Raw genomic sequence first — 24,800 nt, forward strand, 5'->3', positions numbered from 1 at the left:
AGGACGATAACCAGAATAAAAATATTAAAAGGCTCCTAGAAAACAGGAGCCTTCTGTATTTCATTTCAATCTTTCATCCAATGAACTTATATCAATGACAATCGGCATACTATGTTTAAATGTACCATCATCCTGAAGCATAGGCCCCGAGACGACACATTGCCCTTTTTTTAATGTGGATAATTTGCGTTCCCATTCTTTTCTTGCATGACTATCTTGAGCAAGATTAGCGGCTATTGCACTAATTTCATTTTCAGGTGGCATAAAGTAAACTTTTTGGCTCGAACCTTGCAACCTGGAAATTTCATCGATGGTAAATTGACCTCTGAATGATTGAGTGGCATACCAACCTGACCAGCCAAACTTTCTTCCTTCCGATAAAATTTTAGCGCTTGGGGACTTTTCACGGTGATCCAAATTTTGGGCTTCGTCTAAAATGACAGCCAAAGGTTTAGTCTTATCTCCATGATTTAATTGATAATTCCATAAATCCCACAAAATGAATTCAGTTATCATCATCTGAACATCCCGATTATAGCCAGTTAGCTGAACTATGCACACTTTACCTTTTTGAGATAAAATTTCTCCCCAATTATATTCACCATCGCTCTTGAATGGATTTTTATCTATAAGTGGCTTGATTTGAGACCGTGCAGTTTTGGCTGGACCTGCATTGTCCTCTCCAAGTTCCACTAAGAGCAGTTCTAAATTCATGCTGTCCCCATACTTATCCAACCCGCGAAGTACAGCTTCATAAATTGCATTTTGCTGTTGGATTCCCAAATCTTTGTATACCGACGAGAACACACCTTTAATTCGCTCGGCAATGTCCGTGTTATCCTCATCCATGTATTCATCCTCGTCAAGTTCCTTTTGATTACGCTTGAAAGGGTTGATTGGAAACTTATCCCTTGCAACCAGGAATTGTTCCAGACTACCACTTAATTGTTCTTTGAATTGTGGCTCAAGTTTAGAATTTTTAAATCCATCCGTATAATCAAAAATGATGTTGGAAATCCCGCTTCTCGATAATTCCAATAATAAGCATTGGATGAAATAACTTTTTCCCTGCCCTGACTTTCCTGAAATCAAAATATGGCGATTTGCTAGTTCACGATGACCGTATTCCCAGTACACTTCTTTTGCAGACCCTTCTACAGTTCCTAAAAGAACCCTAACATCCTTCAACTCAGGAATATGTGGAATACTCGGGTCCACGATAACTGGTTCTGGTTCTGGTTCTGTTTTTGGTTCTGGTTTCGGTGGTTCAATACCAGGTATTCCTATAATATCATCAGACCTTGAATCAGGGTTATCCTCTAATTTAAATCGATATTTATGGAACAGTAAACTTTCTGGTTTAATGTCTGTTTTTGCACTTCTAATATTCGTTTTAAGGGTTTCAATCTCAGTGATCATACCTGAATATCCATCATCCTCAGTTAAATCGACGACCAAAATATCATCATCCAGTCTAACAGATCTCCATGTCTGTTCCTTTTTAAAGGATAACACCGCCCCTTTTCCGATAAACGGTTGGAGATGATTACTTAATTGATAATCATCATTCAACAATTTTTCTTTCAGGGAATGGATTCGGGAGTAATCCTTTTCGGGCCAGATATCATTATCAATCAATTTCTCAACATTAGACAATAACAATTGGATGAAGAAATTCCTAAAGAATTCATTTTTAAATAATGCTTGGTCATCCTCATTATATTTGGCTAATTGCGTTTTAAACAATTGTTGAGTTTTGTTTATTTGCTCTTTTGCTTTAACAATGGTCGATTCTTGATTAAAACCTATTTTCACTTCTACTGGATAATAATGCACAAAGGTATCCTCACCTCTGGTTTCAATGCCGATCAAAAGCAAATCATCACTATGCATACCTTTGACATTAAGGTTTTTCGCAGAAAATACACCTTCACTTTTCGTTAGCCTTACTGCTCCTGCAATACGCAATACTTCCTCCAATGATATAGGCACCCAAAAAATGTTTTCGTGATCCAAAGTACTGAGGATATAGCGTATCGCTGAAATGATACTTAACTTTTCTCGGGAAAAGTGTCCTTTACTGCCAATTATCCGGAGTAGCCACTCACCATTTAAGCTATTAAAACCACGAATTGCCGTTTCAATTTGAGGTGGATTAGTAATGATTTCCTTACCAGCTAGATATTGCTCAATTATTAATTTATATTGTGCTGATTTATCCGTAACGGTGATTGCATCATATTGTGTGGAGGACGAATATTGATCACTATAATGGATTACCAATAGGTTCCGGGATGCATTTTGGAAAAAGTTCAAATCGACATTAGGTTCTATAAAAGTGACCCAATATGACGTATCGTATAATTGATTTAGTATATCTTCATCATAATTGGCTGTTCTTGTAACGATTGTTTCATCCTTACGATAAGGGTTGGTACCCCCGCTATCAAGGTTGCTAGCTAATTCATTCAAACAAATGGCAATAGAGATAAGTTCATTGGTTTGATGTTCAGCGTTCTTCAATCCAAAACCAGTACGATAATCCTTTTCCGTTTCCAAGAATGATATGGATGATAGAAGCCCTTTCAATGACAAGCCTGTATCTATATCCTGTATTTTATTTTTAGCTGGTGAATCATTCGATATCATTTTATAAAAGGAAATATGGGCATAGCCATATTCATTTGCATTCAATGGTTTATAATAGAGCACGTTTTCCCGAATTAACCTTAAAACATCGACTGCATCCAATTTTTTTGTAGTCAATGATACATTAAAGGTCGCTTCAAATTCTTCCACATCGTCATTCATGGAAAATTTTTCGAAGGCACTGACGGTAGCTTTATCTTCATACAGGGCAACTTCAATCGGAACGATTTCAGATGCACCTTTTTTATCAATTTGCTTTTTGATGAAATTGATGAGTCCTCTAACTACCTCATGGTCATTACTGATGTTAATTACATTAATTTGAATGGGTGATTTTGATTGTTTTAAAAATAAAAAAGGGAAGTGCTGTACGAATTGATTTAATTTTTCCTCCACTACATTAGCTAGAAACGCATTTGATTCGCCTATTGCCACTTTTTGCATCGGCTCATAAATCATCCATTCTGGAGCATCTTTTTGATTTATTGGGCGATAGATCTCTTTATCCTCCCCATAAATATATGGAAGCAGGTTATTGGGATGCAGTCTATCCAAAATATGCGATTCTATTGGCTCATTCTTCAACCTTTTATGGATTTCCAATTGATATGCTACATTTAAAGGGTGTAAAGGTGTAAATGAAATTTTATCTTCCTCTATGATCGTTCCAAGTTTAAATAAGTTCTTGGATCGTTCCGCCAAAATTACATTCTCCTGAATCCCCGATATCAATTCAATGAAAGAATTTACGTACTTAAAGGATAAATCGAAAAGCTCTTCGTTCATATATGAAAGACTAGGTAATAGGTTTCGCGAATTATAATACCTTAGCAATTCGTTATAAGCCTGTTCAATTTCCACGTTTAAGTCCAGACTTAAACCTTCGAGCCCAGTCACCTCTCGCTTCGCATGAAAAAGTCCTTTACCCACCCACTCTTTTTCATCCAATAAATATACTTTTATTTCTTCACGTGCTGAAAACTCACGTGTGTTTTGTTTTAGCTTATTATTTTCGACATCATAATGGAAATCCTCTAACTGTTCCCTTTTAAGTTTCCATATTCTGCTTCCCGTAATAGGAGTTACCCTAGAGATTTCTTCCTTTATATTAAATGGAATAAGGGCTCCATTTTTTTGTATTTGGAAATGTAAGTTATCATCATTCCAAGCCGAAGAGGCATTTGAAATTTCAATCCCTTGATTCGATTCCATGATGACTTGGTTTTCTTCTTCAACGAATATTTCCTTCACACCAAAATTTTTATCGCCAAAGGTAATCATTTCGTCTTTTTTATTTAAAATAATCTTTTTGGTTTTACTATTGACTTCATATAACGTTTTAATTTCCCCAAAGAAATCCTGGTCGCATTCAACAATGGCAACATTGAAATCATACTTGGATTTCGATTGATTGTTATGTGTATAGACGACTTGGTGGAAAGAGGTACTATTAGGTTCATGAGATAAAGACATCACTAGCTTTTTTCCTGATACGGTACACAAGTTTTCGGATTTTTTATGAATGAATTCTTTTTTTAGCCACTCATCAAATTCAAAGGTAAGGTTTACTTCACTTTCTTTTGTTGTATTGAAAACAATCAAATGCCGCTTTCTTTGGCCAACTTTGGTATCTTTATGAGGCTTCTCCCAATAGAATAATCCTTCACTGGATTTCTTTTTCGGCTTTTCAATATAACCAAGAGTCCGTCCAGTTACTACATTTTCTGCTGATTCCTTCACAAATCCATAGTCCAGTTCATTCCAACTTTCTTTACGCAAGGCTTGGACACCTTTATCGTCAAATATTTTTTCCAATTGGTTTTGAAGGTTTTCATATTCATGTATATGTTGTACTTTTTCGAATAAAGAATAGTTTTCTTCTAATCTTTTTTTCATTTGGCTTTGAGGATACTGGTCCAATTTCCCGTCATAAAAAAGTCCTAAATGGGAATAGTCTTCTTTTTTTATCTGTCCTTGTGATAGGAAGCCTAGTATCTCTTCATAATCCCATAATGATGATTGAATAAAAGATTCTTCCAATTTTTTGTTAAGGTGAAATTTCAATAATTCTTTTTGATCGGATGCAAGGGACTTATTTTTTTCAATCTCTTCTTTCAAAGTCCTTAATATTGACTTTACATTGAAAGGCATCCCCTCTTTTTGTAAGTCACTACTTCCACCCCTTATACTGTCAAGTGTTTCATGACAAATGCTCAGTAATGCCGTCCCTGACCAAATTCCCTTCTGTTCCCCCACTTGATTACGAAGTGTTACCAAGAAATCGGGGGTCACATTTTCGGAAGTTGCCGCAACGACAATCTTTACTCTTCCGGATTGAAGCGAAAAAGTTGTATACGGAGAGCCTTGATGATGCTGATATCTAAAAATACTTGATGTTTCATCAGATTCCAAGAATTCGTAAAACGCATTAACTTGTTCCTCATTATCAAATTGCAGATAAAAGCGTTCTCCACCTTGTAAAGTGACTTGATTAAAATAATTGATTAATTTCTCTGATAGGTATTTATAAAATTGGTTTAACATATTGGGCATCCCCACTATCACTCTTTTTGTCTAACAAATTCAATTTATCATATAATTTAACGATTTCTTCTCGAGAATATCTATCTAAAAATATGCCTCGGAGTTCCAAATCCAGGAAAACCTGTTTTAATGACTTTCGTTCTTTTTTTAAACTTAGTGCAGTTAACAACAATAATAAATCCTGGCTAACATTCAACATGTAACCTAATGAACCCCTTGTTTTCAGGAAGAACTTTTTTCCGATTTCTTCAATTGACAAATTATACCGATTTCGTGGACCTTGCATCGTCGGCTTTTCGTATGCCTCTTCAATGCTTGAATATAACTTTGCAACCAAATCTTCATATGTTAAATTCTCAGGTAAGTTTTGTTCGGGTAGAGCTAGATGAAAACGATACTCCACTATCCATTGACTAAGCAGGCCCAATAGCACCTCTTTTTCTTCCGAAGGCAACTGTTCATATGTCAGCTGCAGTTCAGAATAACTCTGGGAATCATCAGTGCCCATCAGGAAGTTCAAATGCTCTAAACTATTGATATCAATTAATAGAGTACGTGCGGCTTCCTTGATCATCTGATAACCATAACCATAGCTTTTGCGATTTTTACTCGTTGCTTCCCAATCCAAAGTGTAAAAAACTTCATTGTTTGAATCGAGTTTTCCTTTTCCTTTTTGAGAAACCTTTAAAGTCAATTGGGTGATATACAAAAAGTAATAATAGCTTAAGAATATTTCATAATGACTTTTAAAGTAATCCTCATGTTGCACCAAGAACAAGAAATCCTCTTTAAACATCTTCGAAATGTATGGAAGTTTGCTTGAATACTTAATTTTAGCATCTGTCTTCTCCACCCCGACAAGTTGATGCAATACTAATTTCGCCACTAAATCATCGGATGAATTCTTTTCAAACATTTTCCCGAATTCCTTATCCGCTTCAATCAATACATCGGACAAAAATTTCGCTATCTCCTGTTCCCCTTTCATTTCCGGCCCCTCATTAAAGGGCAAGTATTGAAAAACGTGTGGATGGAACACTTTTATATTCCCCTTTTTATCTTGTAAAAACAGGCGAAGTATTTGTTCAAAGAATGGTTTATCTTCTTCTGAAACATCGACTACCTTGCTGATATTTTTAATTAAATCCTCAAGATTCAACTTTTCCTTCAAATTATTTGATGAAATATTACGGGTAAACTCACCTAAAACGCCTTCAAATCCCTTGCGGAATTTAGGTCGCTCCGTACCTCTTGTGGTAAATGGTAAAAAAGTGCTCTTACGATTGATTGTATGTTTAAGTCCTGCATTATTAGGCTTGATAGATAAGGAATCTCTTAATTCTTGTAAATTTTTCTGCTCAACCATCACTTAATCCCTTCTGAACGTAAATTCTTCGTAGTCATCATCATAAATCAATTTAAACGCTTTATTGGATTGAAGGTTTACGAATAATAACTCCTTTTCCCTATTACCGTGCTGCATGATTTTATCTATAAATTCAACAAATTGAATGCAATCTTCTTTATCTTTCTTATTGGGACGGTATCCTTTAGACAACTTAACCAGCATTTCATATAAAGGATAATCAATCTCCATAAAGAAAGGATTTCTCTTTGATTCATCACCAAAAGCTAAACGAATCGTCAAATGAAACCTATTTAATACACCATCGCCACTACTTTCCAAGTGTCCAAAATAAGGCTTGATCATTAATGATTGTGCCACTTGAATATTTTCATTCGATTTATCGATATATACATAATCATTCTTTGGTGTACCGTTCCAAAGGAAAATGGATTCTTTCAATAAATTAGTTATCCTCCTCAAACCATTCCTATCCCCTATATTAAAATGATATAAATATGAAAGATATTCTTTGTATTCGCTATCTACAAAGACTTCCTTCACTTCATTGGCTAAAAAATAGGCCAAGCGGATTAACGCCTTATTATACAGATGGCGAGAGGCTTCCGTTAAATCATGGAATGCTCCAACTCTATCTATTTCCTTTGTCCAATCTCCAAGGGTAGATAGGTCAATATACTTTTGAAAGGTTTCTTTAATATCCAATGAATTATTCAATTCAATCAGTATTTGATCGACTACATCCGTACGCTTATGAATTGGGTCCAATGCTGATATCACCGACAGCAAATGGGAGCGTTCCCTTCCTTCGAATAGAAGGTAAGGTAGTAAACCTTCAGTCTTTTGAACAGCATCAGAATTGATATAATCCACTTCCTGATTAGCCGGCACCATGATATCATGAATGAAATTGAGTAAAGATCGTGTTGAAATAATCATTTTATGTTTGATGATAGCCTGAATCAGCAAATCCACTATTCCTTCCCTGATTTCCGGCAACATCAGTAATTCATAGTTAGTGATAAAGAAACCCTTGATACTATCCTTATCCCTCAAGTACGCGCGGTAGAAAGGATTTTCATCCGTGTTATTCACTAAACGCTCTAATATGGTTGAATAATATTCCGAAACAGATCCACTTGCCGTTAATTCAAAGGGTTGATAATCGCTAAAACTAATTAAATGAAAATTGTCATTCTCTTTGTTTTCCGTAATGGTTGAAGTTTCAAAGACATTGGCCGCTTTAATGAATTCAGATAATATTTGGAAGTTTTCCAACGCATAAGTTGATTCCATGAAGTTATTCAGGACTCCCAAATTAATGGCCAAAATCAACTTATCTTGAGCACCTTTAATTTTTTCATCACTGAAAGGCTTCAAAATTTCAGCCAATGTATCCAAAGAACTCTTTTGCGGATCGAAACTCTCGGTGGCATCGTTATGAATTCTGAACTGATTTACCAAGTCAGGATACTTATTTTTCAAATATGCCAGCAAATGTGATTTTCCATCACCAACACTTCCACACAAGAAAATCAACTGAGCCTGATTCCTACTTACCGACCTATTCAATGCCTGCTCCAAATCATCTTGAATAGACCTTTTTACATGTAAATATTCTTTAAAACCACTAAATTGATTTGAATTCTCGATTGCCTCTTGCGAAGATTCCTTTAGTTTCGATAGCTCTTTAAGTAAATAACTATCTCCTTCTTTAAGCGTGAATTCAAATTGGTCACTTATTTCTTTTTCATATACGAGATTAGGCTGTGGCGCACTTTCCCGATTTACAGGAACTTCGCTCTCAGTTTCAACTGTCGCAGCAGCCGCTTTGGATGCTGTCAATATCAATTCCAATTTTTTCTCTAAGCTTGAGGTCTTTTCCTCAAGTTCACTAAATATATTTAAATCACTTTTCGGTTGAGGATATTTATATTTTTGTGCAACAAATGAATAATCCCCATAAAGTTCCATGAACCAAACTGATACTTCAAACAACCGTTTATGCATCTTGAAGGCATTTTCCAAATCATTATCAATGAATTCATGTGTTCCTTTATTCCCTAAATAACGGATTGTATCGAAAGATCTTGCAATATCCTTTGTTAAAATCTCCTCTTTCTCTAGAAGCTGGATCCGTTCCACCAATTTTAAGTAGCTTATATTTTCAAGCTCTTCATGTTGCTTAGCAATTTCCTTCAATAGCTCTTCAGAAAATATTCTTCCTTTTATTAAAACCGTTTGTGGATCATTATAAAAGACATCTTCAATCTGCCGACCAATTTCCGCTAATTTCGGAAACTTCCCCTCTAAAAATCCAAAATTATTATTCTGCAATTACTAAAACACCTCAGTATGTCTTTAGATTTTTTTAAAAGCCTATAAAAATATATATTCAAAAAAATGAACACTGATCATTTTCTACCTTGAAAAAATTAAACATGAAACTATATACTTATAGTTTCATGTTTAATTATAGCAAACGGTTTACAATGGTCCTAGAGTAATAATCCATTTGTTTTCCAAAGTTTAAGTTTGTTGTACAATCATTTTAATATGTCATACGAATTCCATATGAATTATTCAAGAATAAATCCTTTAATATTTACCCAATTTTTGATTAAGACAAAAAAAGCAACCAACCAAAGGTCAGCTGCCATCATTTACTACTATTTATTTAGCATGACCTCATCCATTAATTATTCATGCTTTAAGTTCTTTATAAAATCCCTAACAAACATTTCATGCTTAATATTGGATTTGCTTTGGAGTTCTTTCAATGTGAGCTCACCTGTATTCAGTGGTAGTTCATCTTCTTCATTATAGTCTAACCCTATCACTAAAATTGGGAAATTAAATATACCGTTAGCCGATTCCAGTTCACCCACAGTTTTTTCGTATGTTGCTATTCCACTGTCTATGCGCTTTGATAAACTTTCCGTAGGTAATATTAACACACCAATATTATTACTTTTTTTATAATTTAAAAACTGGAGTTTAAAATAGTTCCTATATGTACTCGCTACGTTTCCAAATTCAACTTCAAGATGAATATTGTAGTCTTGTTCCTCGGTTGAAACATTTTTTTTATAATCAATCGTTATATATTCCTTATCATTTACAGGAAAATGCTCATCATGGTTCCAGCCATCGAATTTTAGTCTTATATTTAAATATGAATCTATAATTTGTTGAATTACATCCAGTTTCTTTTGATTCGAGGATTTATTTTTATATATAGGAATTGGGGCTTGTTTGCAAATATTCAATAGCTCATCATATGTTTGTTTAAATGGCTCTTGAGCTAGAATATTCTCAGCAAAATTATGGGAATGAATTTTCAGTTTCATTTTTCTTCTCCTATTTCCATATATTTTCATCAGTTTATTTATCTTTTAACACTCAATCCAAAATTTGATGATTAACCTTTTACCATAAACTGAATTAAAGGATTTATCTTTTCATTTCTTATTGTCTAAATTACACATTTTGAACTTTCATTTAAAGACGTGCAAAAATATTTTTTTTCACAGGCGATCAAGTCTTTATCACGGTCGCTTTTTTATTGGCATCATATAGTACCTTTGATACGAGAGGCTTGTATTTCATTTTTCCTTCTTTATTTATAACGGAATATAAACGAGCTACGCCTCCTTTATCCAATGCCGTACAATTTTTATATGTCTTCACCTTTTTTTGGCATCGGCTTCTAGCGAGAGAACCAAAACTAGTCCTAATTTATATGTACGCTCCAAAATATGTAATATCTTCCCTAAAAATTAACTTTTTACTAATCATAATGTATCATTTCGATTTTGACAATAACAACATTTCCATTAATAAAACTCCTTATTAAATTCAATAATTAATAACTTATCATCATCAAAAAAACACTTATCCTCTGGTAATTTTTCCCTTAAGGAATTAAAAAACAAAGTTATCGGGAGTATAGTTAAGTAACTGGTACCTAAAGTGGATGATAAACGAAACTTGAATTCAAGTTTTAGTAACATTTCTAATTGGCGAGGTCAGCCAGATTTCAAATCAATTAATCTTTAAAAAGCATCATTTCAAGTGAAATGATGCTTTTTAAAGATTTTTTATTAAATGCACCTTTTAATAGGGGCTAGCCAAAAACAATTTAATACCGCCTATAACATGGATTTCTTCACCTGTAATAGCTACTGCACCGTCACTAGGAATATGGCTGTAGCCATTTCTAAATGGTTTGTTTCATTTTTGCTAGGATGTGGTGATTTAGCACTTCTTCTACCTTTGTTCCACTTGTTGCTAGGATTGGCAGTTTTTTTTCGATTAGATTTTTACTTACTGATCCAGATAAGTTCGTGTTTAAGCTTTAAGAAATTAAGCTTCCTCTTTAGCAATAATCTCAACATTCCAAACACTATTACTCTTAAGGGTAGTTTTAGAAACCAATAATCACGTTATAACTATCCTTAAATTCGATAATATAGGCTTTCGTATGAAAACTAATCGCCTTATCTGTTTCAAATATCTTCAAATGGATATTACTGAACTCATTTATTTTCTTTAGAGCCTTTGCTTCAGTTAAATTCAAAGAAGTAAAAGTAATAATCATCCCCTTTACTCCCAATTTTTCCGCTTCCTAAAAAGTATCCAACAAAAGCTGAACACCACAATAATTAATAAAAGATACGCTGAAATAAAATTTTTCACACTCATTTATTGAAGAAATTAAGTCATTAATTCCCCTTATCCTATTTAACGATTAGTTTTTTCTCGATGATCATAACTAGCTCCTGACTGTGGTTTTAGATAGAAAATTTTAGATTTATATAAATTTAATGTAATGTAATAAACATAGATCAATGCATAGATAATGATAGCATAGAACTTTCCAATTAAATAAGATTACAAGTCAACTGCCTCATTCCATTTCATATTTGTCATTCTTTACTTCAATTACTAGTTTTTCTTTAAAGAAATTAATTTCCGCTTCTTTAATGAGAAATGCTTTTTTGTTTACCATCCCCTATGGATGATGTTTTTAGGTACGGTTTTAATATTTTGCATTTAACTACTTGGGCTTTTACTTAATAAAGTTTTGAATAGCACCTATTAAATTTAAACCGAAACTAGCTAACGGTTCATATTTCATAAACAGTTTATATATCATACTCAATTCTTCTTTTTCAATAATTTGGTTACTTTTAACCTTTTCTAAAAAAAGTTCTATTGCTTCTATATCTTCAATGTTAACAATATGATCTTCGGATAGATAGTTTTCAATCTCAATTATCTCATTGTTAATCACATTGGTGCTGTAATCTAGACTAATACGTCCATTACCATATTGGTTAATAATCACGTTATTGTAATTAACGGTTGATTGAGCTAATAATGGCTTTCCATAATATCTAATTTCTTTTTCAAAAAATACATCATTCGATGAATTGTATATAAAACCACCATGTGTAATTTGGTAATTAAAGCCTTCAACTTCAACTATGCTAGACTGGTTAAAAATCTTTTTTAGCTGTTCTTTTTTATTTAATTCCCATATGTAATATTTAAATACAAAAAAAACCTTATCATTTCCATCAGGATACACAAAATAAGGAAAATCTTCATAATTTTTTTGGGCATCTATAAAATATAGAGCTACTAATAATATAAGTATAAATAAAATTACAAGTATTATTTCCATATTTCCTCCACTTTTGTAATAGTTGTTTTCTAATTTCATATTATTATAACTATCAGAAAATAACGATATATTTAAATGTGTTTTGATAAAGATAAAGCTTTTCTCATTATACTTATGATAAGGTTCACCTTAACCTTAAATAGGGTAAATTAGATATAAATAAAAAGAAGAAGGAAGGCTTCTTTCTTCTTCTTTTAAAATTAAGAATATCGATTTACCGCTAGGTAATGACTTATCACCGTGACTTATTCTAGCATTACTTTTTCAATGGCTGCTTTTGGTTCGTCCGCTACGTTTACTTTAAGACCTTGTGCATTACCTTATTTCCAGCTTCATTTACCTACCGGTTCCCTATAAATGTAACTACCCCTACAATAGACCATCTATTGTCTTTTTTAATTCTTCATATGTACTTGGTTGAGTTATTTTTTTGAGTGAATTTAAAGATATTGTTTTTTGCTGGGGAAAATGTATATCTAAGTCTTTAGTTAATGCAACATAAAATTCCCATTGTGTCATATTTAATGGTTCAATTAATTCTAAGTTTTTCTCTTTTAGTAAACAAAAGACATATATATCTGCATTCCGTTTTACAGTCGGGCTATATTTATTTGTTTCATAATCATATTCTTTTTTTGCCCCAATACTAAAACTGATGTTTGAATATTTTTCTTTATGCCATGCTTGGATATACGCAGAAGATTTTACCTCAATTTTCATGTCTTTATAAACTAAATCAAATGCGTCCCATTCAACTCGTAATGGATTTAAACAGCCAAGAGCAGTTCCAATTAAAAACTCAGCAAAAATTCCCCTTAGGTTGTTTGTTAATATTTTTGAAAATCCCCATTGCCAGAAATCTAAAATAGTATGGTCTGTTCCTAATATTGGGGTTTCTGATTTAAGAGGTATATCATTATTCATTTATAACCACATCCTTTTATGCACATTTCAGACGACTACCAGCGTTTCCCAATACATTTTATCTTCCCAATTAAGTTTCACATAAACCTAAAAAACATATCCCATTGGATGACGAGATCCCATTTCTAAATTACTTCTAGTTATCCATTTTAAAAATCTTCTTCCCATGCTTCTTTTGCATTCAATAACCTTTGTGATAAAAACTCATAAAAGTTCTTTGCTGTATTGCAGTCATCAAGTCCCCCTAGTCTATTCCACGCTATTACTGGGCACTCATTATTCTCCATTTTGCTTGTATATAAACAATAAACATACTCTCCAGCACTTTCAATGACTACTAATTCCTTATCCAATCCTAAATCTCTAAAACTCTTCGTGTTAACAACAACAGGAGCTATATTTGACTTAGCCACTCCTAAAATATCAACACCAAATGACCCACCAGAACCATAGGTAGTTAAAAACCACTTGTAACTTTCCGGTAATGAGACCTGTAATTTTTGTTCAGTTTCTTTTACTTTGTTTTCACTTACTCCACCAGTAAAATCATCACCTTGACCATATTCCTTTATAAATTCCTGTAACTTAGAATAATTCAACCAAATCACCCTTCTAATCTTAGATATCGTATTGCAAGGCTCTCCACCTCTAATACTTTGAAATCCTTGAGATGATGATATTTATACTGTTTCTTTCATTCCTTTCGGGCAACTTTACAACTCTATATAAGTTATAAAAAATCCTCGACTGACTTTATCAATCGAGGTCCGCATAATTTATCCTTTGAATATTTCTGGAATTTTATCTCGCCATACTAATAGTAATTCTATAAATTGATTTGTTTCTATCGTATTTTCATGAGGTTCTTCAATTCTAAAAAAGTTCTCAACAATTGTTACATCTTTTTTTATGAGTACACTTGTAGCATTTAATTCAATTTCAAAGTCCTCATATGTTCCGTTTAAAACCTTTTCGATATATTCTATATATTCATCGACTTGGTCTACTGTTGCAATATTCTCAATGAAATCTGAGAAAAGACAAATTTCTTCCGGCAAAATTATTCCTAAATCGCCAAATGGATCTTTCTTAAACTCATATGAATATTTCATACGTTTTGATCCCCTTTTATATTATTTTTTATATAATGGATATGCAGTTGCAATTGATCCATCTTTATTCAAGTACATTTCTACTTTAATACCTGATGAAGTAATACCCCTATATTTATTTGAGGCGATTTGTTCTTTAGATTGGTAAGCCTCATTAATAGCTTTTAATACTTCGGCACGGTTCCACTCTTTTGGGAAGAAACTTGAATCTGCTATTTTTTTAACACCATCAATCTCGACCTTCGCCATATAAACTCCGTTTTTATCAGGTTTCTTTTCTGTACCTGGAACTATTTTACCACCCATCATACTCTCGTGATGATAACCAACAGCTTTCCCACGTCGATTAATCTCTCCATGATAAACATGCCTCATAGTATCTATAGTAAACTTTCTCCCACCATCTCCATTGACTTGAGACTCCACTTTCGCCATAGAAATTAACTGATCTCTTAACCCCGCACCATTAACCACATTATAAGGTACTCCCCCTGCCAACGACAGTTGGTTTTTAGGATTGTAAGGCAATAGATTAGGAATTGAGGCTAATTCTTTTGCCTTCGTAACGCCTTTTACTGCAGCGGCCTTTGTAGTGGCTACCCCAGTCTTCGCTACAGCTCCTGCGCCTTTTGTTCCAACTACTGATGTGACAACTGTTCCAAGGGCATAGGATACCCAATGAGCCCGCGAATAGGCATCGCCATTTACCATATCCCGTTCATATGAGTCGGAGATGGATTTGGAAATATATTTATAGGTTTTTATCGGGTGCATGATCGAATTTGCTACACCTTCAACCGTTTCCCCGGGATCTGTGACAAAGTCCCAAACTCCCGTCACAAAGTCTTTTCCTACATCATAAAGGCCTACGCCGATTCCTTTGGTAATGTCTGCCGTTTGCTTGGATGCTTCTAGCTGCATAACATATTGCTGCTGGGTGGGCGCTAAGTTTTCATACCCGATCTGCTTGGCGATTTTGAGGAACTCATCCGGATCTGTTACATGATCGAGTTGCGCCTTCAAGTCTTTGATCCGGCGATTCTCTGCTTCCTCTTTCTTAACATTCAGATATTGCGCGGTCTCTTTTTTCCTAACTTCTAGGTTTTTATATGCTTCACTATTTTTATAAGCTGTTGCATTAAAATAGAGAGGGGATACTACTCCTCCTCTTGTACTGGATACTTTCAATTGCTCCATGAGTGCCGCCACTGCCGCTTGGTCCGCTTCGGATTTAGCATATTCAGCCGTCCACTTATGATCGATCTCGTTTACTTTGTCTATCGTTTGGTTCCGTTTCCTTTCAGCTTTCTCCATATTCTCAAAGAACGCATCATCGGAAAAAGGTTCTAACTGAATGATATCATCAATTCCAGCCAATATTTTTTTCAGATCATTTTTTTGGGCTGTGACCATTTCCTTGGAATTTCGACTGGCGTTCTCCAGCTCTTCTTCTAAAAAAGGGACCGTAACCACGGTTTCACTCAGGTTAGCTTCGATTGTATCTCCTTGAATTCCACTTAAAAAGGCAACATGCCGATTGATCAGACGCAGCCAAGAATCCACGACATCGATCTGTGCTTTGTAAAACCCTTTAATGGCCTCTGCGCCTTGCCCCTGCAGCTCATCGTCCAAATGAACGATACTCTCAAATCCTTTTTTTAATTCAGTGAGCTGTTCTTTCAGATCCTTATATTGTCCGACACGCGTTTGCATGGCAGAAACTAGTGTTTGAGATTCGTAAATCATAGACATTATTGAAAGTCCTTTCAACTTCTTTTCTTATAACTAGATTTCATTTGTATGTAATATTTTTATTCACTGTAAAATTATGGACTAAATATATTTTAGAAGAGTTTCTATATTTATTCAAGAATTGAAGGGACTTTTTACTAGACGGATTAAAAATGAAGTAAATATTTATTAGTATAAAGAGGATGGGCTAATAGAATATTTCTTTAAGCTTTGTAATATTGAACAAAAATAGTCTGTCCAGGAGCCAAAAAATTGGCAAGCTGGACAGTATTTTAAACTAATACGTAAATAAGGGCTATTCCTGTTGAAGGAATAGCCCTTTCTTTGTATCAAAATCAAAATGCCGGGATGGCCGTTTCACTATATTTCTCTTCTAAAAATTTGCGTACCTCTGGGCTTGTCATAGCCTTTGCCAGCTTTTGGACTGGCTCAGAATCCACGTTATCCTTGCGTGCCACTAATGTAATCGCAAAGTCATTTTCAACACCTTCTGTGAGAAGAGCGTCATTTTTTGGTGTCAAACCAAGCGGTGCTGCGTAAGCGGGTGTTATTACTATCGCATCTGCTTCATCATACGTTCTCGCTAGCATTAATAAATCCACTTCTTTAAACTTATAGTTTTTAGGGTTCTCAGTAATATCAGACATTGTATAGTATGGACCCTTTTTTTCCTTTAAAGTAATAACTTTATGCTGTGCTAGCAATGCCAATGAACGATCAATATTCGACACATCATTTGCAATGGCAATAACGGCACCCTCTGGCAATTGATCCATTGAATCGTATTCTTTGGAATACACACCATAATTAGCAAAATAAATGGGTTTCACTGGTACAAGCTCGGCATTTTTGTTTCGATTGAATTCCTCCATATATGGAACGTGTTGGAAGAAGTTCACATCCACTTCTCCTGCGGCTAGTGCGGTGTTAGGCTGCACATTATCACCTAATACAACCATTTCCAGGTTAATGCCCTCCTTTGCTAGCTTTGGTTTAACAAGCTCAAGAATTTCCGTCATTGGGGGAATGAGTGATGCCACTTTCAATGTTACCTCTTCCTTCTCTTGATTCTGCGCATTTTCTTTCTCTTTTACTTCATTCGCCTTTCCACATCCTACTAAAAGCAACATGATTGCTGTCATGAGAAAGAGTATTTTTTTCATGATGTTTCCCTCCATTATTTATCTTTTATCAATCATTCTGGCTACAGCTGTTCCAATAAATTGGATAAGCTGTACTAGAATAATCATAATGATAATCATATAAATCATTAGTTCTGTTTTAAACTGCTGATAGCCATACCGGATGGCAAAGTCACCGATACCGCCGCCTCCGACCACTCCCATGATCGTTGAATAGGAAATAAAGCTGATAATCGATGTTGTTAGTCCGAGGACAAGTCCTGAACGAGCCTCCACGTAAAGAAATTTAAATATGACATCCTTTACAGAAGCCCCCATAGATATGGCTGCCTCGATCACTCCCTTTGGCACGTCCAATAAAGATTGCTCGACCAATCGCGAATAATGGGCAATGGCAATGATCGCTAATGGAACACAAGCAGATGCTGTACCAATGGCTGTGCCGATTATGAGCCTTGTAAACGGGATTAAAAAAACAACCAATAACAAAAATGGGAATGAACGGATAATATTCACAAGTAAATTTAAAATCGAGAAAGCCCACGGATTTTCAAGCAAATGACCCTTCCTACAAAGAAATAGCAAGGTCCCGACAGGCAATCCAATCAAAATCGCAGCTAAAATGGACACACCAACCATGGTAATGGTTTCTCCAATTGACTGCCAAATTTCTGCCTCATATTGAACTAAAATCTCAGGCATGGCCTCGCCCACCATTCTCTGCTAATTGTTCGATAAAGTATTCTGGACGATTATCCCTTTTTTGAATCCCAGTTGGTTCGATTAAGACCGTGTCATAAATCTCTCCATCTGCCATAATCGATACACGATTGCATATACTTTTAATGACATCCAGCTCATGACTAACAATGACAATCGTCACACCGAAGCGTTTGTTTATGTCCTCTAGCACGTCTAATATTTCAGCCGTTGTACTTGGATCAAGGGAGGAAGTCGGTTCATCGCATAATAACACTTGCGGGTTATTTGCCAATGCCCTTGCAATGGCAACACGTTGCTTTTGTCCCCCGCTTAATTGTGCAGGATATCTCTCCATCTCACCCTCCAATCCGACAAATTGAAGACACTCTACAACACGGTTCCGACGTTCTTTCTTTGGGTAATTTGCCAGTTCTAAAGAGGCCGCCACATTGTCATAAACCGTTTTATTTGCCACAAGATTAAAATGCTGAAAGATCATGCCAATCGACTTCCGTGCCCCTCGAAGTGCTTTATTGTTCAGTTTTGTCAATCTTTGGCCGTTTACCTCCACTTCGCCCGCATCTGGGGTCTCCAACAAATTCATTAACCGCAGCAACGTTGATTTCCCTGCTCCACTTGCTCCGATTATTCCATGAATTTCACCCTTAGGTATTGTTAAAGTAACAGACTTAATGGCCTGAAACTGTGAAAATTTTTTACTCACTTGATCCAGGTTAATCATAAAATCCCACTTTCTATTTGTTGAAAGATAAGCATACCGCTCCTCATTATAGTTTCATCAAAGAAACACAGCTGATAAATCATTTTATCAACTAATGAGGACCTAATGCAAAGACACAAATTAACAGTTAAAGACTTCCAACCATATTAAGCTCCCTCTTTCTATTGGCTACCATTCTTAGATATGAGTGATTATTTCATTATCATCATCCTTTATTTCTATTAATCGGATTATTCCTTTGAAAATAATAGAGAGTGTATTATAATTGATAATGGTTATCATTATCAATTACTTTCTTCAAAATACGAATTTTCTAAAGGACGCGGAGGAAAATACATGATTCAATACCTTGATGAGAAAATTGCCAACTATGAGGTATGTGTCATCTTACCCTCAGGTTACGATCATACCAAGAAATACCGAACGATCTATATGCATGATGGTGGAGAAACTGCCAAGCAAGCTGCAAACTATATCGATCATTTAATTGTTTCAGGTCAAATTGAACCGCTTATCGTTATTGGAATTGAACCCATTGATCGCAAAAATGACTATACGCCGTGGGAGGCACCATCACTTGCACAACATGCTCCTACCTTTGAAGGACAAGCACAGATTTATTTACATACTGTTGTAACTGAAATAAAGCCATATATAGATGCCCATTATGCTACGAATCCTGAACCTTCACATACAGCGATTTCCGGCTGCTCATTAGGAGGACTTGTTTCGATTTTCGCATCCTATTATTATCCGGATGTATTCCATCAATATATCTCATTATCCGCTTCCTTTTGGTACGAGGATGTTCTTCGCTATCTTCAAGGGGCAAAGATTGAACGACAAGGAAATATCTTTATCAAACCAACTATGAATCGTCAAGATCATCAGCTCTATTTATATGTTGGGGAATTAGAGGGAATTTATAAAGAAACGATTCAACAGCATATGGTTAACTACACGAAGAAGGCCCACCTTGAATTTATCAAGGAAGGCTATTTGGAATCTAATCTATTATTTGCGTCAGGTCCAGAAGGAACTCATGATGACCTATTCTTTACTAACTACTTCATTCAATCACTTCGTTGGTTATTTGGCATCGAAAATAAAAACGAAACGGTTAATTAGCCTTAATCGATTGCTTCACAACAGACCCGGCACGAAATTCATTTAGAGAGTCCTATTTTACTAAAGTAAGGTTTTCAATTCTCAAAATAAGAAATAAACTACCTGAATTATTCGCCTTTTTTCCCAAGAGCTACCCCCAAAGTAAGGAATATATAAGGATAAGTTAACAAAGCAAGCTCTAAAAAACCAAAGCTTCCAAATAGCAACATTTCCGGAGCGTGTCCGTCTAAATAATATCCTTTTCCGGTCATATACAATCCAACAAGGAGATATGTTGTTATAGATATTCCTATTAAAAAATATCCTATGATATTAAACTTAATTTTTGTAAAACTATATACTAAAATACCTAAATATAATAATCCAAGCAGTATCAATAAAATAGGTATGTATAATGGCTCATAAAAAAAATCACTCATACTTTCAATTAGCATCTTATGCTCCCCTTATAAAAATAACTTATTCTGGATGTCAGACCTTAATATAAGTAATGGCTGCCACGGTACTAAATTCTAAGAACATGTATAAAGTGGAAGGTTTGTATTCCGATGTTGGCCGCCCCAGTATTGACCTTTAACCCTATTAAAATTATTTTTATTCATAATTATGACTGTCCAAAAACACGGACAATTAAAATAGCAATGTCGTCTTTTTAACATCTTTATCGGTCCAATATACCAGGTAATGTCTGAGAAATATTTGTCAGTTGGTCGACAACATCAAATACTGCTTTCGTCATAAATATTTGAACCACTATTAAAATACTCAGTAATATTAAAAGAATTATTTTAAAAGTTGTATTCATGTAAACTTATTACCTCTCTTTAGTGGGCCCAACCAGCAGCAGGGTTAAAAGTTTTCCCACTTTTATTTCTACTTAAATCCGTTACTCCATCATGTAACTGCCATCTAGCATAGTAACGATAACACATTTCAATAAACATCAATATATTAATAATGTTAATGATTTTTCACTTCTATTTGTTTTTATCTACACGCTTTTCTACTACGACCCAAGAAAAGTAAATCAGTAGAGTGGTTATCAAAATTATGAAGCCAGCTTGTGTGATATAAGAAAAATCCCATTCTTTAATTTCTTTCTCATCAAGTCCATAATAATTTTGAATTACATAGTTCGAAGTCTCATAATCCATAAAAAGGTAACATATAATTCCTCCAATTAAAACTCCACCTAATATTGATAATAAAAACTTTGTCAATATGGTGTCCCCCTAACGCTTAGTAAAGATGAGTGAGAAAAAACTTAATTCAGATAATCCAAAGTCTCTACCTTCATCCATAAAATTCCGATTACAAGTGCTTCTCTAAAATTGTTCAAACTCTACTTCATACATGGTTCTCTTAAAAGGTATAAATACCTTCAAGTTCCTCGAGTAACTCCCTAGGCAAATCAACCACTGTATTTTCATTTTCTTCTCTCCATTTTTAATCTTTTATATTAGCATAATAACCATAAATCCAGATTGATAGATTCCAAAATTGAATTCAGGATTTTCATTTATGGAAAACTTCCCATTCTTTCCGGCTTTAATAATTTTATTTACTGTCACACATTTAACAAGGTAAAAAGAAAGGATAGATGAACAGTGAGGAATCCCTGTTTACATCTATCCTTTTGTACGACATTTTTCGTTAACTGAACATACTTTCATTCCAGAACACCGTGACGTTATTTCGACGACACCACCAAAAACCGGACAATTTTATCCGAGAAGTTAAACCAGTAATGGGCTTTTCTAGCATCGAACATGAACGACTGCTGTTCATGGAGTTCTGTTCTCTCTCCCTCTATTTCCACGGTTAACTTCCCTTCGATAATGAATAAAAATTCGTGTCCGCTATGGGAAAAAGCGCTTCCTTTGTTTTCTCCTGGCTTTAAGGTGACAAGAATAGGAGAAAAAACAGCATCACGAATGCCGTTGGATAAATTCTGATAATGAAATTGTTCATGATTCGAATCTGAATTTTCTTGGGAGCGGTCCTCAGAAAAAAAGTAACTTGGGCTGACATCTAATGTATCAGCGATTTTTTTTAATGACTCTAATGTGACGCTTGATTTTCCCCGTTCTACTTGTGATAAAAAACTGATCGAAACTCCTGTTTGTTCAGCAAGGCTCTTTAATGTTAGTTTTCGCTCTTTTCTCAATGATTTCATTTTATTTCCGATTGAATCAAAAGGCATAGGGATGCCCCCTTTTTTACATAGTATCTAGCTATATTATACATGACAAATTTTGATGAATGTTCCGTCATTAATAACTTATGAAAAATTATTGACAGAAAATTTTTAATTATTTAAAATAAAGAAAATAATGAATTGAAGTGACACTTCAATTTTAAAGAGGTGACTCAAGATGGAGAAGAAACAAATGCGGCGAATTTTAATCGCGAGTTTAGTCGGAAGTTCGATTGAGTGGTTTGACTATTTTTTATATGGGACCGTTTCAGCTCTCGTGTTTAACCAGCTATTCTTTGTGAATGAGGATCCGACAATAGGGCTGTTGCTTTCCTATGCATCCTTTGCGTTAGCATTCTTCATCCGGCCTTTTGGCGGAGTGATCTTTAGCCATATTGGCGATCGTATCGGGAGAAAGAAAACACTTGTTTTAACGCTTAGTTTAATGGGTGTCGCAACATTTGGGATGGGGCTTCTTCCTACGTATCAAGCCGTTGGGATTTGGGCGCCGATTTTATTAATCACGTTGCGCTTAGTTCAAGGTCTGGGAATTGGCGGTGAATGGGGAGGCGCGCTTTTATTGGCCGTTGAATATGCTCCCGCTGAAAAACGGGGCTTGTTCGGAGCTATTCCTCAGATGGGTGTTACTATAGGAATGCTGCTTGGAACCATTGCCTTATCTATTATGACACTGCTTCCTGAAAACGCATTCATGACTTGGGGATGGCGTATACCATTCATTTTTAGTGCTTTGCTTGTATTTTTTGGCCTATGGATTCGTAAAGGAATTGATGAAACTCCGTCATTCAAAAAAGTAAAGGAATCCGGAGAAGTTCCAAAACTGCCGATTGTTGAAACTCTTAAGAATTATTGGCGTGAAGTGCTTATCGCCGTGGGAGCCAAAGTGGTAGAAACAGCGCCATTTTATATTTTCAGCACATTTGTAGTATCATATGCTACTTCAAATCTCGGTTTCTCACGGACAGCTACATTAACTGCAGTCATGATTGCAACAATTATAACGACGATTTTAATACCATTCATGGGGAAATTATCTGATACAATTGGCCGCAAAAAGCTGTTTATAGGCGGAACGATTGGGATGGCACTGTTTGCATTCCCATACTTCTGGTTGCTGCAGCAAAAATCGGTACTGCTATTAATCGTTGCAACAGTGATAGGTTTAGGAGTAATTTGGGCTCCCATCACAGCTGTTCTTGGAACGATGTTCTCGGAAATCTTCGATGCAAAGATCCGTTATACCGGCATCACGCTTGGATATCAAATCGGGGCAGCTCTGGCAGGAGGAACTGCGCCGCTAGTTGCAACGGCTTTACTTAATAGGTTTAATAACTCCTATGTTCCTGTCGCCATTTATATTATTTTTGCATCTGTCCTGTCACTGGCAGCGATTTGGGCAGTTAAGGATCGCAGTAATCAGAAATTAGACGAAACGCATAATACTAGAGCCATGTAATCTATGGTTCTTTTACTTCAAGGAGGACAATTGAAATGTTGGTTATAAGTGAGAAGGAAATTCAACAATCATATGGAATGAAAGACGCAATAGCGGATGTAACGGCCGTATTGCATGCACATGGTGCTAGAAAAATAGACAACCCTCATCGCACCGTTCTTGCTTTCCCTCAACACGAAGCATCGGCACTTTACATGCCAAGCGCTGATTTATCTGAAGAGGTTTCGGCGGTCAAAGTCGTTACCATTTTCCCGAAGAATCCTTCAAGGGGGATGGCAACAACACAAGGGGTCATCCTACTGTCTGATGCAGAAAATGGCGAACATTTAGCATTGTTGAATGCCTCCTATTTAACACGTCTCAGAACGGGGGCATTGAGCGGCATTGCCACAGACTTTCTTGCTCGTAAAGACGCCCGGGTTCTCACGATCATCGGAACGGGAGCTATGGGATTTGAACAAGCAATTGGTGTGTTAGCCGTAAGGGACATTGAGCGTATTTTATTAGTAAATCGCACACGAGAGAAAGCGGAGAAATTCGGTGAAAAGCTGCGCGCATTCGGAGTAACCGTTCCTTTTGAGGTTTACGAAGATGTTTCAGCAGCAGTTCGTCAAGCAGATATTATTTGCTGTGCAACCCGCTCGAACGAGCCTGTATTTAATGGGCAGGATTTAAAGCCGGGTACACACATTAACGGGGTCGGGTCTTATTTGCCTTATATGAAAGAAGTGGATAATACCACGGTATCACGCGCTGCTAAAATTATCGTCGACGATTTAGCGGGCGTGAAGGATGAAGCAGGAGAACTCATTTCTGCAGCCGATCGGGGAAATTGGTCGTTTAATGATATTCATGGGGAGCTTTTTGAACTTGTAATGCTGACCAAAACAGGCAGGGAAAATGAAGAGGAAATTACCTTCTTTAAATCAGTCGGTGCTGCTTACTTTGACCTCGCTGTCGCAAAAGGTGTTTACCGCCAATCGAACGAACGGAACATCGGGATGGAGATTGAGGTATAACAGAAGCTCGTACATGTTGCGGTCTATTATTTGAGTTAAATCCAGAAGGAACTCATGGTGACCTATTCTTTTCCAACTACTTCATTAAGTCGCTACGGCGGTTATTTGACATTGAAAATAGAAACGATGGATCGTTAATCATAAAAATAGCCGCAAAGAATGGTGATGTTCACTAAGTCTCGGAGGCTGGTTTTTAACCGCACTGCTCACTACAGACGCATGATTTTCATCCATTGCTACATACAGCTCCACTGCTAACTACTTCAATGATTAATATTCAGCTTAGCCTATAGTAGCTTTACATTTACTGGAACATTTCATCAGGTTATTGTATGTTTATATGAATGAGGACACTTA

Annotated in this window: 18 protein-coding genes and 1 pseudogene; 3 read left to right on the plus strand and 16 right to left on the minus strand. The window is 35.6% G+C overall.

Annotated features, from left to right (window positions below; translation table 11 throughout):
* Positions 1-60: 60 nt before the first annotated feature.
* The 13 genes and pseudogenes from dptH to AC3ISB_RS22285 form a co-directional block, all read right to left on the minus strand.
* Complete coding sequence (dptH, locus tag AC3ISB_RS22225; RefSeq protein WP_489274355.1) at positions 61-5,193, minus strand: DNA phosphorothioation-dependent restriction protein DptH; 5,133 nt, start codon at positions 5,191-5,193, stop codon at positions 61-63.
* Positions 5,174-6,559 carry a DNA phosphorothioation-dependent restriction protein DptG gene (dptG, locus tag AC3ISB_RS22230; RefSeq protein ID WP_489274357.1) on the minus strand — a complete coding sequence of 462 codons (1,386 nt, stop codon included), beginning with the start codon at positions 6,557-6,559 and terminating at the stop codon, positions 5,174-5,176. The genes dptH and dptG overlap by 20 nt, the downstream gene beginning before the upstream one ends.
* Positions 6,560-6,562: 3 nt before the next feature.
* Complete coding sequence (gene dptF, locus AC3ISB_RS22235) at positions 6,563-8,896, minus strand: DNA phosphorothioation-dependent restriction protein DptF (RefSeq protein ID WP_489274359.1); 2,334 nt, start codon at positions 8,894-8,896, stop codon at positions 6,563-6,565.
* Between the two features lie 362 nt (positions 8,897-9,258).
* Positions 9,259-9,909 carry a BglII/BstYI family type II restriction endonuclease gene (locus AC3ISB_RS22240; RefSeq protein ID WP_489274361.1) on the minus strand — a complete coding sequence of 217 codons (651 nt, stop codon included), beginning with the start codon at positions 9,907-9,909 and terminating at the stop codon, positions 9,259-9,261.
* 125 nt (positions 9,910-10,034) lie between these two features.
* Positions 10,035-10,255 (minus strand): annotated as a pseudogene (locus tag AC3ISB_RS22245) (excalibur calcium-binding domain-containing protein); the annotation flags it as partial.
* A 1,375-nt stretch (positions 10,256-11,630) separates the two neighbouring features.
* The gene (locus AC3ISB_RS22250; RefSeq protein WP_489274363.1) at positions 11,631-12,248 is read right to left on the minus strand and encodes a hypothetical protein; all 618 of its coding nucleotides are present in this window, start codon (positions 12,246-12,248) and stop codon (positions 11,631-11,633) included.
* 369 nt (positions 12,249-12,617) lie between these two features.
* Complete coding sequence (locus AC3ISB_RS22255; protein ID WP_489274365.1) at positions 12,618-13,172, minus strand: hypothetical protein; 555 nt, start codon at positions 13,170-13,172, stop codon at positions 12,618-12,620.
* Between the two features lie 149 nt (positions 13,173-13,321).
* A complete protein-coding gene (locus AC3ISB_RS22260) occupies positions 13,322-13,771 on the minus strand; it encodes an SMI1/KNR4 family protein (RefSeq protein ID WP_489274367.1) in 450 nt (149 codons plus the stop codon).
* Positions 13,772-13,948: 177 nt separating this feature from the next.
* Complete coding sequence (locus AC3ISB_RS22265) at positions 13,949-14,284, minus strand: tRNA-Val4 (RefSeq protein WP_489274369.1); 336 nt, start codon at positions 14,282-14,284, stop codon at positions 13,949-13,951.
* A gap of 21 nt (positions 14,285-14,305) precedes the next feature.
* Positions 14,306-16,036 carry a T7SS effector LXG polymorphic toxin gene (locus AC3ISB_RS22270; RefSeq protein WP_489274371.1) on the minus strand — a complete coding sequence of 577 codons (1,731 nt, stop codon included), beginning with the start codon at positions 16,034-16,036 and terminating at the stop codon, positions 14,306-14,308.
* 335 nt (positions 16,037-16,371) lie between these two features.
* Entirely contained in the window at positions 16,372-17,199 is an 828-nt protein-coding gene (locus tag AC3ISB_RS22275) for a MetQ/NlpA family ABC transporter substrate-binding protein (RefSeq protein WP_339200749.1), read from the minus strand.
* An 18-nt stretch (positions 17,200-17,217) separates the two neighbouring features.
* On the minus strand, positions 17,218-17,880 hold the full coding sequence (locus AC3ISB_RS22280; RefSeq protein ID WP_063235218.1) for a methionine ABC transporter permease: 663 nt from the start codon (positions 17,878-17,880) through the stop codon (positions 17,218-17,220).
* Positions 17,873-18,622, minus strand: coding sequence for a methionine ABC transporter ATP-binding protein (locus tag AC3ISB_RS22285; protein ID WP_489274374.1), 750 nt, complete (start codon positions 18,620-18,622; stop codon positions 17,873-17,875). Before AC3ISB_RS22285 ends, AC3ISB_RS22280 begins: the two co-directional genes overlap by 8 nt.
* Positions 18,623-18,958: 336 nt before the next feature.
* Between AC3ISB_RS22285 and AC3ISB_RS22290 the strand changes: the two genes are divergently transcribed.
* On the plus strand, positions 18,959-19,750 hold the full coding sequence (locus tag AC3ISB_RS22290; RefSeq protein ID WP_489274376.1) for an alpha/beta hydrolase: 792 nt from the start codon (positions 18,959-18,961) through the stop codon (positions 19,748-19,750).
* A 107-nt stretch (positions 19,751-19,857) separates the two neighbouring features.
* Here the strand turns inward: AC3ISB_RS22290 and AC3ISB_RS22295 are convergent, their stop codons facing one another.
* The 3 genes from AC3ISB_RS22295 to AC3ISB_RS22305 all read right to left on the minus strand — a co-directional run bounded on the left by AC3ISB_RS22295 (position 19,858) and on the right by AC3ISB_RS22305 (position 21,953).
* Positions 19,858-20,184 carry a hypothetical protein gene (locus AC3ISB_RS22295; RefSeq protein WP_098370121.1) on the minus strand — a complete coding sequence of 109 codons (327 nt, stop codon included), beginning with the start codon at positions 20,182-20,184 and terminating at the stop codon, positions 19,858-19,860.
* 543 nt (positions 20,185-20,727) lie between these two features.
* Complete coding sequence (locus AC3ISB_RS22300; RefSeq protein ID WP_098370122.1) at positions 20,728-20,970, minus strand: hypothetical protein; 243 nt, start codon at positions 20,968-20,970, stop codon at positions 20,728-20,730.
* 470 nt (positions 20,971-21,440) lie between these two features.
* On the minus strand, positions 21,441-21,953 hold the full coding sequence (locus AC3ISB_RS22305) for a helix-turn-helix domain-containing protein (protein WP_489274379.1): 513 nt from the start codon (positions 21,951-21,953) through the stop codon (positions 21,441-21,443).
* 172 nt (positions 21,954-22,125) lie between these two features.
* Here AC3ISB_RS22305 and AC3ISB_RS22310 point away from each other — a divergent pair, with 172 nt between their 5' ends.
* Positions 22,126-23,424, plus strand: a complete 1,299-nt coding sequence (locus AC3ISB_RS22310; RefSeq protein ID WP_489274380.1) for an MFS transporter — start codon at positions 22,126-22,128, stop codon at positions 23,422-23,424.
* 35 nt (positions 23,425-23,459) lie between these two features.
* Positions 23,460-24,443: an ornithine cyclodeaminase family protein gene (locus AC3ISB_RS22315; RefSeq protein ID WP_489274382.1), complete on the plus strand. Its 984-nt coding sequence runs from the start codon at positions 23,460-23,462 to the stop codon at positions 24,441-24,443.
* Positions 24,444-24,800 lie beyond the last annotated feature (357 nt).

It is taken from the genome of Peribacillus sp. GL_122 (genome assembly GCF_057835005.1).